Source organism: Kitasatospora sp. NPDC058115 (assembly GCF_042884635.1).
Classification (GTDB): Bacteria; Actinomycetota; Actinomycetes; order Streptomycetales; family Streptomycetaceae; genus Kitasatospora.
Window position 1 is genome coordinate 168,590 of the sequence record NZ_JBHVTL010000010.1, and the last position, 15,722, is coordinate 184,311.

Below are 15,722 nucleotides of genomic sequence, written 5' to 3' on the forward strand. Positions count from 1 at the left end.
GCGCCGGCGCCGCGGCCGGTAGGGCCGGGGGTGCTGCCACGGCCGGACCCGCGGCGGTTGCTCCCGCTGCTGCGCGATCCGGCGTTCTGGTACGTGGGCGCGCTGGCCGCGATGTGGCCGGTGCTGCGGCTGCTGCCGCCCGAACGGGTGCGGGCGCTGCGCGCGTGGGCGTCGACCGACCTGGACAACCTGCGGCCCTGGCCGGACGGTCACCCGGTCGGCTCGCTGGCGGTGTCGGCGTTCGTCCCGCAGGACACCGTGTGGATCTGGCCGGTGTTCGCCCTCTCCGTCTTCGCGGTGGTCGGGGCGCTCGGCGGCCGGCGGGCGGTGGCGGTGCTGGCGCTGGTGCACGTGGCGGCGACCGCGTTGACCGAGGGCCTGGTGTGGTGGCGGATCGAGCACGGCGCGCTGCCGCCCGAGGCCGCGCACGCGCTGGACACCGGCCCGTCCTACGTGGTGGTCGCGGCACTGGCGGTGGCGGCCTGCCGGGCCCGGCCGGTGTGGTCGCGCGCGGTGTGGCTGGCGATGCTCGCGGTGGCGGCGCCCAATCTGCTCGGCGGAGTGGCGGACGGCGAGGTCGCCGCCGTGGGGCACCTGGTCTCGCTGCTCGCGGGGCTCGCCGTCGCGGCCGCGCACCGGCTGGGGCTGCCGCCGGTGGCCCGGCGCACCGCACCGGCGGCCTCGCGTCAGGCGGAGCGGGTCCCGTCCAGGTAGGCGAGGACGGCCAGCACCCGGCGGTTGTCGTCGTCGGAGGCGCCGAGGCCCAGCTTCGCGAAGATGCTGGAGGTGTGCTTGCTGACCGCGCCCTCGCTGAAGTGCAGCCGCTGGGCGATCGCCGCGTTGGAGCGCCCCTCGGCCATCATCGCCAGCACCTCGCGCTCGCGCGGGGTGAGCAGCGCGAGCGGACGGTCGTCGGCGTTGCGGGCGAGCAGGCGGGTGATCACCTGCGGGTCCATCACGGTGCCGCCGGAGGCGACGGTGCGCAGGGCGTCCATGAACTGCCCGGCGTTGGAGACCCGGTCCTTGAGCAGGTAGCCGACCGCCCCGGCGCCGTCGGCGATCAGCTCCCGCGCGTACAGCTGCTCGACGTGCTGGGAGAGCACCAGGACGGGCAGGCCGGGCCGGGAACGGCGGGCCGCCAGGGCGACCTGGAGGCCCTCGTCGGTGAAGGTGGGCGGCAGCCGGACGTCCACCACCGCGACGTCCGGCCGGTGCTCGGCGAGCGCGGCGGCGAGTTCGGGGCCGCTGCCCACCGCCGCGACGATCTCGTGCCCGTGGGCGGAGAGGAGGAGGGACAGACCGTCCCTCAGGAGGTAGAGGTCCTCGGCGAGGACAACGCGCACGGAAGCTCCATGGTCAGCCGGGTCGGGCCCCCCGGGGGGCTGATCAGCGTGAGCGTACCGTCGAACGCGGCCAGCCTGCGCTGGATGCCCCGCAGGCCGGTGCCCCGGCCGGGGTCCGCGCCGCCCCGGCCGTCGTCGGTGACCTCGACGCGCAGCAGACCGTCCGCATGGAGCAGGTCCACGGCGACGTGCCGCGCTCCGGCGTGCTTGACCGCGTTGGTCAGGGCCTCGCTGACCGCGTAGTAGACCGCCGACTCGACCGGGGCCTCGGCCCGGCCGGGCAGCCCGGCCCGCACCTCGACGCGCAGCGGCACGTCCAGGGCCAGGGCGCGCAGCCCCTCGGCCAGGCCGCGCTCGGCGAGCACCGGCGGGTGGATGCCGCGGACCAGGTCGCGCAGCTCCTGGAGGGCCTGGCCGACGTTCTCCTGTGCCTCCGTCACCACCGTCCTGGCCCGCGCCGGGTCGCTGTCGATCAGCGCGGCGACCGCGCCCAGCCGCAGGCTCACCGCGACCAGCCGGGCCTGGGCGCCGTCGTGCAGGTCGCGTTCGATCCGGCGCAGCTCGGCGGCCTGCGCCTCGGTGACGTCCAGGCGGGTCTCGGTGAGCTGCTCGACCCGGTGGGCGAGGCGGGAGCGCTCGGTGGGGCCGAGCAGGGCGTGCGTCCAGCGGCCGTGCAGGCGCAGCGCCGGACGGGCCAGGGCCGGGCCCGCGGCGGCCAGAGCGAGGCCGAGCGCGAGGGCGGGGGCCACCGGGAGACCGCGGTCGCCGCCGGGCAGCGGCAGCGGCAGGGCGGTGCACGCGAGGGCGTAGAGGCCGGCGCCGAGCAGCAGCGGCGGGGTGGCGGCCAGGGCGCCGCCGACCACCGGGTTCAGCAGCACCCAGAGGGCGTCGCGCCAGGTCGCCGGGTCCTTCCAGAGCCAGCGGATGGTGCGGGAGGCACTCGCGAACCAGCGGTTCCTCTGGTAGTCGTGGCCGGTCCAGAACCAGCCGTGCAGGGTGCGTTCGAGCCCGGGGCGCGGCAGGTAGGGCGGCGGCACCGGCACGCCCGACCAGCGGCCGGCGTAGGCCCGGGCGAGACCCGCGGCGGCGCGGGCGAGCCGGGTGGTGGCGGGGAAGAGGACGAAGATCCCGAGGCCGAACCAGAGCACGAAGCTGCCCAGGACGACCGCCTGCAACAGCAGTTCGGCGGGGACGACGGCCGTCAGCACCAGCAGCCGGCCGAGGGCGGCACCTCGGCTGCGCAGCGCGGCCGGGACGGCGTGGGCCGCGGGGTCGGCCTGAGCGGCCGGGACGGCGGGGACGGCCTGAGCGGCGTGGGCGGCGGGGACGGCGGGGACGGCGGGCGGCACGCTGTTCACCGGGCCGGGCCTCCGTTTCGGTGGTGGGTCGTCCTGGGCGGGCACGGGCGGGCACGGGCGGGCCCGGTGACGGCCCGTCGCCCGGTCATGATCCCAGCTCCACCGACGGGGCCGGGTGGTCGGGGACGCCGCGGGGCTCCTCCTGCCGGTCCGGATGGGGCGGGAGGGGCGGACGGGGCGGGTTGTCCAGGCGGTCCAGCCGGCGTGCCGTCCGCAGGCAGAGCGCGCCGAGCACGACGAACGCCACCGCCAGCGGTATCCCCGCCGCCCGGGGCAGGTAGAGCGCCAGGAACCAGCTGCGGGCGGCGGGAGCGAACAGCGCCAGGCCGAGCGCCACCAGGCCCTGGGGGGCGATCAGCAGGATGCCGCCGGTGGTCAGCAGGCCGACCGCCGCCGCGCGGCCGCGCGCGGGCGCGGTCCCAGGCCCCGACGGGCCCTCGCCCCCGGCCCCGTCGCGTTCCGCGGGCCCCGCGGTGCGGACGAGTCCCTTGCGCAGCACGTCCAGCAGCTCCGGGCCGCGCGCCTCCAGCCGCCGCCGGGCGGCCCGGCCCAGCGCCCACGCGTACAGCGCGCCGGTGAGCAGGCCCGCGGGCACCCCGGCCCAGCGCAGCGGTGCACTGGACAGCAGGGTGCCGGCCAGCACCACACCGGCCGCAGGCAGGGCGGCGAGCAGTTGCAGCCAGAACGCCGCCAGGCCCTGGGCGTGGACGTGTTCGGCGCTCTCGTCGGCGAGGTCGTCCAGCGGGCCGCCACCGGGGCGGTCGGGCGACGGGGCGGCGGCGGTCACCGACAGCAGCGGGATCAGCCCGGCCGCCGCGCCGAGGACGGCCGGCAGCACGGCGAACACCCACGGGCGGACGGCGCCCGGGGTGACCGGGAGGGCGGCGCACGTCAGCACCAGGGCCACCGGGGCGGTGACCAGCAACCAGGCGGCCTGCCGGGCCCGGACATCGGCGCGTTCCACCCCCGGCACCACCAGGGTCAGCCAGAGCGCGCCCGCGTCCAGGCCGTACAGGTTGACGCAGAACGCGCCGGCGAACAGCGCGGCCACCACGCCCGCCCACGGCAGCAGCACGTCGAAGCCGTCGAGCAGCGGGAACAGGGCGGTGAACACCCCCGTCCAGAGCGCCGCCCGCAGGAACCGGGCCCGGCGGGGATCCCGCCGCCAGAGCACCAGCTCCTTGCCGAGGACCGCGCCCACCGGGGTGTCGGGAAGCAGCCTGCGCCGGGTCCGGGAGCGGGCGGCGGCCCGGGCCGGGCGTCCGCCGCCGCGCACGAGCTGCCGGGAGAGCAGCGCCGCCCAGGCCGCCAGCAACAGCGCGCAGACGGCCGCCAGCGCGGCCAGCGCGGCGACGGCCACCGGCCAGTCCGCCCGGCGGGCCGCGTCCACCGCGACCACCCCCCAGCCCGAGGGCGGCAGCCGCACCGCGGCGGCGGCCCCGCCCGCCCAGTCGCCGCTGCCGAGCCGGACCAGGAAGCCGATCGCGAACCAGCCGGAGTTGAGGGCGGCCATCACGAGACCGACCAGCAGCGCGGACAGCTCCCGGCCGAGGCGGAAGCGCAGCACACCGCCCAGCACCTGCGGGGTGAACCTCGCCAGCACCACCACGAAGAGCAGTTGGAGCAGCACGGCGGGCACCGCGACCAGCGCCGCCGCCGGCCCCTGGCGGGCGCCGTAGACGGACAGCCCGGCGAAGGCGACCAGCGCGAGCACCGGGGTGACACCGACGAAGCCGGCGCCGAGCAGCCCGAGGGCCAGGGCACGCGGTCGCACCGGCACCATGGCGAACCAGGCCGGCCGCAGGGTGGCATCGCCACCGGTGACCAGCGGGCCGAGCGCCCACCCCAGGCTCCACAGCAACTGCCCCAGCGCCAGGACACCGAACCCGGCCCCGGGGGTGGCGTAGTCCGCCGCACCGAGCAGCGCGGTGCCGACCGCGCCCGCCCCGCCGCAGAGCGCGCCGAGGACCAGCCCGGCGGCCCGGGGGCCGGACATCGACCGCCGCAGCACCGTCACCTTCATGCCGGTGAGCACGGTGACCGCGACCCGGCCGCCCGCCGCCGGCGGGGCCGTCAGGACGCCAGCCACTCCAGCCCCTCCGCTCCCCCGGTCCGGGCGCCGACCAGCTCGACGAACACGTCCTCCAGGGCCCGCCCGCCCCGCACCTCGGCCAGCGTCCCGGCGGCCGCCACCCGGCCCCCGGCGATCACCGCGACGTGGTCGCAGAGGCTCTCGACCAGGGGCATCACATGGCTGGAGAGCACCACCGAGCCGCCGGCCGCGACGAACCGCCCCAGGATCGTCCGCACGGTCGCCGCCGAGACCGGGTCGACCGCCTCGAACGGCTCGTCCAGCACCAGCAGCCAGGGGGCGTGCAGCATCGCGAGGGCCAGGCCGATCTTCTTGCGCATCCCGGTGGAGTAGTCGATCACCGCCGTCCCGGCCGCCTCCGCCAGCTCCAGCACGTGCAGCAGTTCCTCCGCGCGGGAGTCCACCGTCCGCCCGTCCAGGCCGCGCAGCCGCCCCAGGTACCGCAGCAGCTCCAGACCGGTCAGCCGCTCCGGCAGCGCCAGGCCGTCGGGCAGCACGCCCACCAGCGCCTTGGCGGGCAGCGGGTCCGCCCAGACGTCGATGCCGAACACCTCCGCCCGCCCCGCGTCCGGCCGCAGCAGCCCGACCGCCATCGACAGCGACGTCGTCTTGCCCGCGCCGTTCGGCCCCACCAGCCCGTAGAACGAGCCGCTCGGCACGGTCAGCTCCACCCCGTCCACGGCCCGGCGGCCCCCGAACCGCTTGCTCAGCCCCGCCAACCTCAGCGCCGGAACCCGCTCGTCCTCCACCCGCACCGCACCTCCCCGGCTCACCGGCCCGCCCCCACCGGGCGGCCCACAGCAAACGCTAGGACGGACACGATCGAGCCGGAATCCAGCCCGCTACACACTTCACGGTGGGTCCAGCCCCACCCCCGACCTGCACCCCGCCACCCACCGGCGCTCCTCCCCGCCCGGGCGGGGACGGCGGCGCACCCAGCAGGCGCCGGTCCAACCCACCGGACACCGCCCCCCGAACCGGCGCCACGGCCCGGAAACCCCGCCTCCGCCCCAGGCGGCCCACGGGCAGGCCCGCCGGGAGCGTGGGTCCGGCCTCGCCACCGCCTGGACGGGCGGCCGGCGGCCGTACACCCGACACCACAGAGCCGACCGGAAACGCCCGGACCGGCCCCTTCACCACCAACGCCTCCACCCGAGGACAGCCGCTGATCAACCGCCGGCCCCATCAGCCCGACGCCTCGGGGTTCAGGGAACGAGGATCCGGCCTCGTCACCTCCTGGGCGAGCTGCACCGGCAGCCCACCCGACACCACAAGGCCGACCGGGAACAACCGGACCGGCCCCTTCACCACCGACGCCCCCGAGGACAGCCGCTGATCAACCGCCGGCCCCTCAGGTGCCGGGCGGAAGGCCGCGGCGGCCTCAGGAGGCGAGGATCGCCGCCAGGCGGGTCGCCTCCGTACGGACGCGGCGGGGGGCCGTGGGGGCGGTGAGGGGGGCGAGGGCGGGGAGCGGGGTGCGGATCTGCTCGGCGGCCGCGCAGTCGGCGGCGAGGGTGAGCACGTCCGCCAGGCCGCGGCGGGCGGGGTCGGGGGCGAGCTCGGGGAGCATCGCGGTGAGCACGGAGAACACCGCCCGGCCCGCGCCGCTGCGGGCGGCGTCGGCGAGGACGGGCAGGATCCGGTTCGGCTTGGCGACGGACAGCAGCCACAGCGCCGCGAGCCGCTCGCCGAGCGTCTCCGGCCGGAGCCGGCCCCGTGCGGTCAGCGTCAGCAGGGCGTCCAGGGCGGCGGTGCGGTGCTCGGCGCGGGCGGCGGTCATGCCGTAGGCGAGCAGGAGGTGGCTCACCGGCCCGGGCTCGCCCGGGAGGTCGGCGAGCCGGGGCAGCAGGGGGTTGGGGTCGCGGTGGCCCGCCGAGCCCGCCTGGACGGCCAGTTCGGGGAGGCCGTGCGCGGCGACGGTGTCCGGCTTCCAGGGCGCCGTCCAGGGCAGCTGGCCGAGCTGGCCGGCCGACGACCGGAACAGGCCCGCACACCAGCCGGTCCTGGTGGGGTCGGGCAGCGCGTGGAGCAGCCCGGTGACGCCTTCGGACACGACCGCGGCGGGGGCCGGCGGGGCGATGCGCGGGAAGCTGCCGGGCGACCCGTCCGGGACGTGGACGTGGAACCCCACGGGCTCGGGCAGCGGCACGTCGGGCGGCAGTTCACCGCCGAGCCCGGCCGCCGCCGCGCGGACGGCCGGCCGTGCCCGCGGCGGTATGCGGAGCAGCGCCTGGGCCAGATCGGCGGGCCAGGGGCGGGCACCGGCCGCCCGGTGGGCCGCGAGCCGTTCGGTGAGCACGGCCGGGTCGAGGCTGCCGTCGGCGGCGGTGGGGGTGGCGAGCAACACCGGCACCGGCGCGTCGGCGACCTCGCACGCCGCCTCGAAGACCCGCAGCGCGGGGATCATGGCGGGCGTGCGCAGCGGGTACCGCAGGGCGAGCAGTTCGGCCGTGAACGCGGCGGACCGGTGCTCACGGCCGGCCAGGGCGTCGAGCAGGCAGCCCAGCGAGCCCGGGACGGTGCCGATGCCGTCGAACAGGACCTGGCGGTCACCGCGGCGCGCGGCGAGCGGGGCGAGTGCGGCACGCAGGGCGGCCGCGTCACGGTGGTGCTCGGCGATCAGGGCGGCGAGCACCACCTCGAACTCCCCGGGCTCGGGCACCCGGTCGGCCAGCACGGCGGCCAGCCGCTCGGCGAGCTCGAACGGCCCGGTGGGCGCGGGCGGGAGGGCGGGCGCGGGCGGGAGGGCCGGCGCGGACGGGAGGGCGGCCGGCCCCACGGGCTGCGGGGACGGCGCGGGCCCGGCGGTCACGCCCGGGGCGGCCAGCAGCTCGGACGCATCCGCCCGCAGGGCGGGGCCGAGCGCGGTGGCGGCGGCGCGCACCGTCTCGGAGGTCACCGGGTCGGCGGCGCCGGGCAGATGGCGGGCGACCAGCCGCAGGGCGCGTTCCTGGACCGCGGGGCCCGGGTGCCCGAACGCCACCGCGAGCGCGGGCAGCAGGTCGTCGGCCAGGGTCGGATCACGCTGCAGCACCGCGTCGGCCCAGCCCAGCTGGACGGCGGCGAGGGCCTTCTCGGGGCGGGCCAGGACGGCGGACGTGAGCTCGGTGAACAGCGCGCCGGAGAGCAGGGCGTCCGTCGACCGCAGCGCCGCCTGGGCGGCCTTCGCGACGGTCGGCGCGCCGTCGGCGGCCAGCCGGACGTGGTCGCCCGCCCGGGCGGCGACCTCCTGCGGGTCGGGGGCCAGCTCCGCGTACAGCCGGAGGAATCCCCGCAGGTTGCCGGGCCGGTCGCCGCGCAGCAGCCGGCCGAGGCAGAGGTCGAGCAGTTCGGCGCGGTCGAGCAGGCCCTCCCCCGCCAGGGCGACGAGCGCCTTGGCCCACTCGTTGTCCGGCCCGGAGCGGGCGGCGTACGGGTCGGCGAACGCGGAGCCGGCGTCCGGGACCTCGAACAGCCGGCGGACGAACGCGGCGAGCCGGGGCTGGGCGCGCAGCCAGGAGCGCAGCGTGTCGTGGTGCGGCACCGGCGCCCGCAGGCCCCGGTCGGCGAACCACTCGCCGATCTCGCGGTGGTGGTGGCGCATCGACGATCCCTCGCGCAGCCAGCCGATCACATAGCCGTCGGTGGCCGGGACCTCGGTGTCCGACCAGACGGCGAGGCCGTGGGTGATCTGCCAGCGGAAGTGGTCGCCGCGGGCCGGCAGCCACTCGGCGAGCCTGATCGCCAGTTCGCGCCGGAACGCCGCGTCGCGGTGCGGCACGAGCAGGGCCGTCAGCAGGACGCGGGCGTCGGCGCCGGTGGAACCGCCACCGGGCAGCGGCCAACTGAGGGAGAGCAGGCGGCGCGCGGTGAGCCAGTCCAGGGCCTCCGCCGGGGTGGCGGCGGCGTAGAGCCCGGCGAACTGCAGCGCGGCGAGCTGGTCGTAGGCGGCGGCGTAGCGCCGCATGTCGCCCGAGGAGAGCTCGCGCAGCAGCTCGGCGCGGAGCTTGCGCAGCGGGGCGCGCAGCGCGCCGAGCTCGTCGGCGGGCACCGGCGAGAGCCGGTCGACCACCCCCTGCGGAACCCGCGCGGCGATGAGCGCCCGCACCTCGTCCCAGCCGATCGTTCCGCCCGTGGGACCACCCGTGGGACCGCCCATGACACCCCTCCTCCGCCCGCTCCGGTCGATGATCGCGAACCTAGCCGACCCCTCTGACAACCGGGCCGCCGGCCGCCCGCCGGAAAGCGCCCCGGGGCGTGCCGTCCTGCTCAGGCCCGGCGGCGGCGGGCGGCCAGGACGGTGTGGACGAGGAGACCGGCGACGAGGAAGAGCACGCCCTGGTAGACGGCGGCGTAGCCGGCGCCGGCGACCAGCCAGACGGAGAAGGCGAAGGCGCCGAGGGCCAGGGTGAGGTCACGGGCGAGCCGGGCGGGGGCGACCCGGTCGCGGTCGCCGCCCAGCAGCCAGCGGAGCTGGGCGGCGCTGGAGAGGAGGTAGGGAACGGTCGCGGTGAAGGTGGTGACCAGGACCAGGGTGTCGAACGCGGCCTTCGCCCCGGAGGCGAAGTCGAGGACGGTGAGCAGCGAGGCGAGCGTGACGCCGGCCAGCACCCCGACGACGGGCACGCCGCGCCGCTCGGTGGCGAAGACCGCCGGGAAGAGGCCGTCCTTGGCGGCGGCGTAGGGGGCCTGCGCGGAGAGCAGGGTCCAGCCGTTGAGCGCGCCGGTCATCGAGACCAGGGCGGCGACGGCGACGGCCGTGCCGCCCCAGGAGCCGCCGAAGACGGCGTTCACGGAGTCGGAGAACGGCGCGGTCGAGTGGACCAGCCGCTCGTGGGCGACGGTGCCGAAGACGGCGAGCGTGCCGAGCAGGTAGACGACGGCGGCGCCCGCGGTGCCGAGCACGCTGGCCCGGCCGACGTTGCGCTCCGGGTCGCGGACCTGGCCGGCGCTCATCGCGGCGGACTCCACGCCGAGGTAGCTGAAGAGCAGGAGCGCCGCGGCGGCCGTCATCCCGCCGAGCCAGCCGTCGCCGGTCGCGTCGAAGGGGCCGAGGTTGGCCGGGTCGAAGGAGCCGAGGCCGGCCACCGCGACGACCGCCAGCGGGATGAACTTGAGCACGGTGGCGACGAGCTGGACGGCCCCGACGTACCGGGTGCCGGCCAGGTTGGCGAGCGCGGGCAGCCACTGGACGGCCAGCGCGCAGCCGAGGGCGAGCGCGGTGGAGCGGCCGACGGCCGGCCACAGCACGGTGAGGTAGCCGACGGCGGCGACGGCGAGGGCGGCGTTGCTGACCCAGGTGGTGATCCAGTAGGACCAAGCGGCCAGGAAGCCGGCGAAGTCGCCGAAGGCCTCGCGGGCGTAGACGTAGGGGCCGCCGGTGCGCGGGTCGCGGCGGGCGAGCCGGCCGAAGACCAGGGCGAGGGCGATGGCGCCGACGGTGAGCACGGCGAAGGCGAGCAGGCTGACCGTGCCGTACGGGGCGACCGCGGCGGGGATCATGAAGATGCCGCCGCCGATGATGTTGCCCATCACCAGGGCGGTCGCGGTCGGCAGGCCGAAGCGGCGGACGGCCGGGCGGGCCGGTGGTGCCGCGGAGGGGAAAGGCGGCACCGGGGACGGCGGCACCGGGGAAGGCGGCACCGGGGGCGGGGACGGCGGCGACGGCTCGGGGGATGCCTGCCGGGTCGCGGCCGGGCTGGTCTGCATGGGGGTGTGGTGCCTTTCCTGGTCCTGCGCGCTCGGTGGAGCGGAGGCCCATGGTCATGCAGGCGCCACCTTGTACCAAATCGGCGGGATTTGTCCTCCGGACCGGCCCGCCCACCGGAAAACCTCCGGTCCCGCGGCGGGCGGACGGGCGCTCGTCCCGCCCCCGTCCCGTACCCCTCGGCGGGCTGTCCGGGGGCAGTGCCCGGACGGCCGGAGGAGCCGGGGGTGCCGGCGGCCGCCACTCCGGCGCCGGCACCCCCGGCGGCGGTCACTCGGCGACGAAGGTGTTGCCGCTCCACTCGAAGACGTCCAGCGGGACGCCCTCGTGAACGGCGGTCCTGCCGGTGCGCCGGAAGTGCTCGTACCGGTTGCCGGTGAGGACCTTGACCACGCTCTCGCCGGGCCCGACCTCGCGCACGCGCGCGAAGTCCGATCCGGCGGCGCCGCCTTCGAGCAGGATGTTCGCGTTCGGCTCCGTCATCGTGATACCTCCGAGGTGTGGCTTCGCCAGCGGTACCTGACCTGGGCCCGAACCTATGCAGACAACCTGCCGCGGGTGAACCCCCTACTGACCCCTTTCCTGATCTCCGCAGGGCACGGACGGTCGGCGTACCGCCCGGTCCCGGGGGCCATGACGGAACGCCGGCCCCCGCCGCGCACGACCGCGACGGGGGCCGGCGGGTTCCACCGGAGGGGCTGGCGTCAGCCCGTGGTGTGCCGCAGCACCTCCAGGACCTCACCGGCGATCGCGGCCTCGTTCTGCTCGAAGACCGGCCCGGTGAGCTGGTCGGTCTGCTCGGGCAGGCCGGTGAGCACGGGGGTGTGCAGATGGCCGCCGGGCAGGTGCGGGGCGAGTTCCAGGCGCAGCCGGTTGGTGCGGTAGGCGACCTCGTTGGAGAGGTAGCCCCCGCCGCCGCCGGCGACCGCGCGCGAGCCGGGGGTCGGGCCGTCCGCCCGGTCGACCGGGGCGCTCGCCCCGGCGGGGATCTCGGTGACGGTGGTGTTCAGCCTGACCGGGAACGGCTGCTGAACGGCCGTCATCGGCCCGGCGGGCAGGCTGGTGGCGATGAACTCCGCGCCGGGGCCGAGCCCGGGGGCGGTGACGGGGTGTTCGCGGGTGCCGCCGGAGAGCGCGGCGACGTTGTCGGGGTAGGGGTCGGCGGAGCGGGCGCGGCCGGCCCAGGCCTCCAGCGTGAACAGGCCGGGGTAGCCCTGGCTGATGGTGGTGATGAGGTCGGCGGAGCGGTGGCCGGGGGCGAGCCGCGGGCCGAAGGCGCGCTCGACCATGCCGCGGTCGAAGTCGCCGTAGCGGACCGGGAACACCACCGCCTGGACCTCGGCGGGGGTGCCGTCCGCGAGGGTGATCCGCCGTCCGTCGAGCTGCAGGACCGCCGAGCCCGAGGGGTTGGCGCGGCGCAGCTCGGCGTCCAGGCCGAAGGGGTCGAAGCCGCTGACGAAGATCCGGCGCACCCCGTGGCGGGCACCGAACGCGCTGTCGGACAGCCCGCGCGAGGCGTCCTCGAAGCGCTGCCGCAGGGCCGCCGCGTCGACGGTGAAGCCCGGTTGCCAGCGGGCGAGTTGGACGGTCATGGCGACCCTGGTCCAGTACAGCGGGCGGTCGTCGGCGGCCGGCAGGTCGCCGCCGGGGCGGCGGCCCTGGGCGCGGTCGACGCCGGCCCGCCAGAGCGCCTCGCCCCAGGCGTCGACGATCCGGCCGGCCCCGGCGGCGCTCCGTGCGGCGCAGAGCGCGGCGGGGAAGCCGCGGACGAAGCCGCCGAGTCCTCCGCGTTCGGTCAGCGCGGCGGTGCGCGGGTCGGCGGTGCGCGCCTGTTCCCGGTCGAGCGGCGCGGAGCCGACGGTCCGGCAGGACGGGCGGCCCGCCCCGGCGTCGGCTGCGCCGGCGGCGGTGGCGGGGAGGATGGTGGCGGCGAGAGCGCCGATGAGGGTCGCGGTGAGGGCGACCCGGCGCCGGGCGGTCGTCATGGCGTGGACACTACAGTTGCGCCCGGGTGCTTCACCAGAGCGCCGAGCGTTCACCACTGACAGTGACCAGGGCCGGCGCCGACCCTGGAAGATCCGCAGCACAAGGGGGTCCGTCCCCCCTGGCGAGTCACGCCCCGTAGCGGTTTACTGGGAGTGAGCAGGGCAGGAGACGGAGGCCCGGCGATGGAATGTCCTCACCCACCCGGATTCCACGCTGAGGTCCGCGCACACTACGCGGCCGCCGGAGCCGAAACGGCCCGGCTGCTGCGCTCGGTGTCCGAGGACCTCTGGACAGCGCCCACCCCGTGCCGCGACTGGGACGTGCGCGCCTTGGTGAACCATCTGGCGGCCCAGCACCTGTGGGTGTGCCAGGCGGTCGCCGGTTACACCCCGGAGCAGATCGGCCACCGCTTCGAGGGCGACGTGCTCGGCCGCAACCCGCTCGGCGTGTGGGACATGGCCGTGCGCAGCGCCCAGCGCGCACTCGGCCGCCCCGGCGCACCGGACTTCCTGGTCCGGCTGCCGTACGGCCTGCGGGACGTCGGCGGGTACGCCCGGGAGCTGACGGCCGAGACGGTCGTGCACGGCTGGGACCTCTCCCGGGCGCTGGGCGAGCGCGGCCGGATGCCGCCCGGCGCCGCCCGGTACGCGCTCGCCGAGTTCCGCGGCTACCGCGACCTGGCCGGTACCGGACGCTTCGACCCGCCGCGCGACGCGCCGCCGGGCGCCGACGCCGAGGACCTGCTGCTGGCCCTCACCGGCCGCGACCCGGCCTGGTCCGCCGACCGGATCTGAGCCTGCCCGCCGACGGGGACGGCACCGGGGCCGCGCCGCCCGCGCCGTCCCCCCCCTACAGCGACCGGGTGATCAGCACGCCGGTGGGCACCAGGGTCAGCCCTGCGCTCACCGGCCAGTACACCCAGCCGCTCGCGCACCGGCGCCGCAGCCCGGTGTTCGCCAGCCACCACAGCGCGGCGGACGCCAGCACCACCGGGCCGCAGAGCACCAGCCACGGCAGCGGGCCGTCGTTCTCCGTCGGCTCCCCCTCCGTCCACCCCAGCGCCGCCAGCGGCCAGTTGGCGGCGAAGTACCACAGCAGCCAGACCGGCACCACGGCCGGCACCCCCAGGGCCAGGTTCACGGCCACGGCGGCCGGCACGTACGTTCGCATCCGGCCAGTATCGGTTGTCGGAGGCGCCTGGCACGATGCGGTCATGCTCGCCCCCCGTTCCGACCGCCGACCCGACCGGCAGCCCGACCGCGACCCGGCCCTCCCCGACCTCCGGGGAGAGTTCGAGGTGCACCTCACCGTGCGGCCGGGCGCCGCCGAGGCGCTGGCCGGCTGGGCCGCCGACCACGCCCTGAAGTTCACCCACATCCTGCTGGACCGGGGCGCGGCGCCCTCGCAGCCGATGCTCACCCTGCGCGCCACCGGGCCGCTGGACGAGGTCGCCGGGACCGCCGCCGGCACGGCGCGGCGGCTGGCCGGGGCCGGGTTCACCGTGCTGCGCACCAAGATCGAGGCCTCGCCGTGGGCGCTCGGCGTCCCGGCCTCGGACGCGGACGCCGCCGCGCACGGCCCGGCCCGCTACTTCGAGCACCACGTCAAGCTGCTGATTCCCGGGCCCGCGCCGGAGCCCGGGCTCGCCGACCTCGCCGTCCGGCACGGCGCCCACCTGTCGCACAACCCGCGCCGGGTGCGCGAGGACGGCCTGCGCGAGTGGTTCGTCACCCAGCGGTGCCGCCGGGTCGGCCTGGCCACCGCCGGCCACCGCCTGGAGGCCCTGCTCGCCGCCCTCGCCGCCGACGGCCGGCGGATCGCCTCCGTGGAGCGCGAGTTCGTCGCCGTCGACAGTGACGAGACGCTGGACGCGGGGTGGCTCACCGGCCCGGAACGGCTGACCGGGCACGACCGCACCGAAGAAGGAGAGACCCGATGAGCAAGGACCGGCCCCTCGTGTGGGAGGACCTCGACTACGGGCCGTGGCAGGGCCTCTCGCTGCCGGGGCAGCCCCCGTCGGAGGACGTCCGGGAGGAGCGGGACCTGCCCCGCTCCGTCCTGCCGATCGACGACGGGGCGGTGCACCAGCAGCCGGTCTTCGACCCCGCCCTCGCCGGGTACACCCGCGCCCTGCGGCCGAGCGAACCCGCCTTCACCGATCCCGCGCTCGCCGAGCGCTGGCTCGCCGCCCGGCGGGAGGCGCTGAACACCGTCCTGTCCGCCGTCGCCGCCTCGCCGTGGGCGCAGCACCTCGTCCTGCGCGGCAGCGTCCTGCTGCGCGCCTGGTACGGCGAGCAGGCCCGGGAGCCCGGTGACCTGGACTTCGTGGTGCAGCCGACCGACTGGCCGCTGGAGGACGAGCGCACCGGCCGGATGCTCACCGAACTCGCCGCGGGCGCCGAGGCGCTCTCCGGCGCGGTCCGGCTGCACGCCGACCGGGCCGTCGACGACGACATCTGGACGTACGGCCGGGTCCCCGGACGCCGGCTGGTGCTGCCCTGGACGGCTCCGGACCTGCCGGGCGGCACCGTCCAGCTGGACTTCGTCTTCACCGAGCACCTGCCCGCCGCGCCGGAGCCCTGCGAACTGCCGGGGGTCGACGGCCCGTTGCTGGCCGCGACGGCGGAGCTCTCGCTGGCCTGGAAGATCCTCTGGCTGGTCTCGGACAGCCACCCGCAGGGCAAGGACCTCTACGACGCGGTCCTGCTCTCGCGCACCACCGGGGTCTCCTACGCGCTGCTGCGCGAGGTCTTCACCCGCTCCGAGGAGCACTACGCCCGGTGGCCGGTGCTCCCCCGGGACATCGCCGACGCCGAGGTCGACTGGGACGAGTTCGCCAAGGACCACCCCGGCTTCGCCGAACCGGTCGACGACTACCCGGCCGAGCTGCTCGCCGGGCTCGCCACCACCTTCGGCGACCGCGGCGAGTACGCCCTGCGGGCCCAGTGGCTCGCCCCATTGATCGGGGACCTGCGCGAGGTCCTGGCCCGCGAGGGCATGGCCGCCGTCCAGCGCTGGATCACCCGGCACCACATGCCCCCGTCCAACGCCCTGGTGGTCGTCGGCGAACTGCTGGACGGCGACCTCGCCGCCGCCCGCAGGCTCCTGGGGGACCACGGCCACCCGAACCGGCACCTGGACAACCTGGCGGAGGTCGCCGACCGCTACGCCGCCGAACTGGCCGCCGGCCCCACCGGCTGACCCGGCGCCACGCCCGTGGGCACCGCACGAAAGCCGGGAGCCCCGGCCGGAAGGAA

13 protein-coding genes are annotated in these 15,722 nt (G+C 77.2%); 4 read left to right on the forward strand and 9 right to left on the reverse strand.

Annotation, left to right across the window (positions count from 1 at the left end):
* Window positions 1-30: 30 nt before the first annotated feature.
* Entirely contained in the window at window positions 31-714 is a 684-nt protein-coding gene (locus tag ACFVVL_RS13465; protein ID WP_387674366.1) for a rhomboid-like protein, read from the forward strand.
* On the opposite strand, the gene ACFVVL_RS13470 is transcribed toward ACFVVL_RS13465, so the two are convergent.
* The 8 genes from ACFVVL_RS13470 to ACFVVL_RS13505 all read right to left on the reverse strand — a co-directional run bounded on the left by ACFVVL_RS13470 (window position 687) and on the right by ACFVVL_RS13505 (window position 12,464).
* On the reverse strand, window positions 687-1,343 hold the full coding sequence (locus tag ACFVVL_RS13470) for a LuxR C-terminal-related transcriptional regulator (RefSeq protein ID WP_380296622.1): 657 nt from the start codon (window positions 1,341-1,343) through the stop codon (window positions 687-689). The two genes, ACFVVL_RS13465 and ACFVVL_RS13470, sit on opposite strands and share 28 nt — an antisense overlap.
* Window positions 1,307-2,701, reverse strand: a complete 1,395-nt coding sequence (locus ACFVVL_RS13475; protein ID WP_387674369.1) for a sensor histidine kinase — start codon at window positions 2,699-2,701, stop codon at window positions 1,307-1,309. Before ACFVVL_RS13475 ends, ACFVVL_RS13470 begins: the two co-directional genes overlap by 37 nt.
* An 85-nt stretch (window positions 2,702-2,786) precedes the next feature.
* Window positions 2,787-4,790 (reverse strand): hypothetical protein, encoded by a 2,004-nt coding sequence (locus ACFVVL_RS13480; protein WP_387674372.1) that lies wholly within the window; start codon window positions 4,788-4,790, stop codon window positions 2,787-2,789.
* The gene (locus tag ACFVVL_RS13485) at window positions 4,775-5,542 is read right to left on the reverse strand and encodes an ABC transporter ATP-binding protein (protein ID WP_387674374.1); all 768 of its coding nucleotides are present in this window, start codon (window positions 5,540-5,542) and stop codon (window positions 4,775-4,777) included. Before ACFVVL_RS13485 ends, ACFVVL_RS13480 begins: the two co-directional genes overlap by 16 nt.
* A 632-nt stretch (window positions 5,543-6,174) precedes the next feature.
* Entirely contained in the window at window positions 6,175-8,931 is a 2,757-nt protein-coding gene (locus tag ACFVVL_RS13490) for a DUF6493 family protein (protein WP_387674376.1), read from the reverse strand.
* A gap of 110 nt (window positions 8,932-9,041) precedes the next feature.
* Entirely contained in the window at window positions 9,042-10,481 is a 1,440-nt protein-coding gene (locus ACFVVL_RS13495; RefSeq protein WP_387674378.1) for an amino acid permease, read from the reverse strand.
* 268 nt (window positions 10,482-10,749) lie between these two features.
* The gene (locus ACFVVL_RS13500) at window positions 10,750-10,962 is read right to left on the reverse strand and encodes a DUF5988 family protein (protein ID WP_380295928.1); all 213 of its coding nucleotides are present in this window, start codon (window positions 10,960-10,962) and stop codon (window positions 10,750-10,752) included.
* Between the two features lie 221 nt (window positions 10,963-11,183).
* Window positions 11,184-12,464: a pyroglutamyl peptidase gene (locus ACFVVL_RS13505; RefSeq protein ID WP_387674381.1), complete on the reverse strand. Its 1,281-nt coding sequence runs from the start codon at window positions 12,462-12,464 to the stop codon at window positions 11,184-11,186.
* Window positions 12,465-12,647: 183 nt separating this feature from the next.
* Here ACFVVL_RS13505 and ACFVVL_RS13510 point away from each other — a divergent pair, with 183 nt between their 5' ends.
* A complete protein-coding gene (locus ACFVVL_RS13510; protein WP_380295930.1) occupies window positions 12,648-13,259 on the forward strand; it encodes a TIGR03086 family metal-binding protein in 612 nt (203 codons plus the stop codon).
* A 55-nt stretch (window positions 13,260-13,314) separates the two neighbouring features.
* Here ACFVVL_RS13510 and ACFVVL_RS13515 read toward each other — a convergent pair whose 3' ends face one another.
* A complete protein-coding gene (locus ACFVVL_RS13515) occupies window positions 13,315-13,635 on the reverse strand; it encodes a hypothetical protein (protein ID WP_380295931.1) in 321 nt (106 codons plus the stop codon).
* A 43-nt stretch (window positions 13,636-13,678) separates the two neighbouring features.
* Between ACFVVL_RS13515 and ACFVVL_RS13520 the strand changes: the two genes are divergently transcribed.
* Together ACFVVL_RS13520 and ACFVVL_RS13525 are read left to right on the forward strand one after the other, a co-directional pair.
* A complete protein-coding gene (locus ACFVVL_RS13520; protein ID WP_387674385.1) occupies window positions 13,679-14,404 on the forward strand; it encodes a hypothetical protein in 726 nt (241 codons plus the stop codon).
* Window positions 14,401-15,666 carry a nucleotidyl transferase AbiEii/AbiGii toxin family protein gene (locus ACFVVL_RS13525; protein ID WP_380295935.1) on the forward strand — a complete coding sequence of 422 codons (1,266 nt, stop codon included), beginning with the start codon at window positions 14,401-14,403 and terminating at the stop codon, window positions 15,664-15,666. Before ACFVVL_RS13520 ends, ACFVVL_RS13525 begins: the two co-directional genes overlap by 4 nt.
* Window positions 15,667-15,722 lie beyond the last annotated feature (56 nt).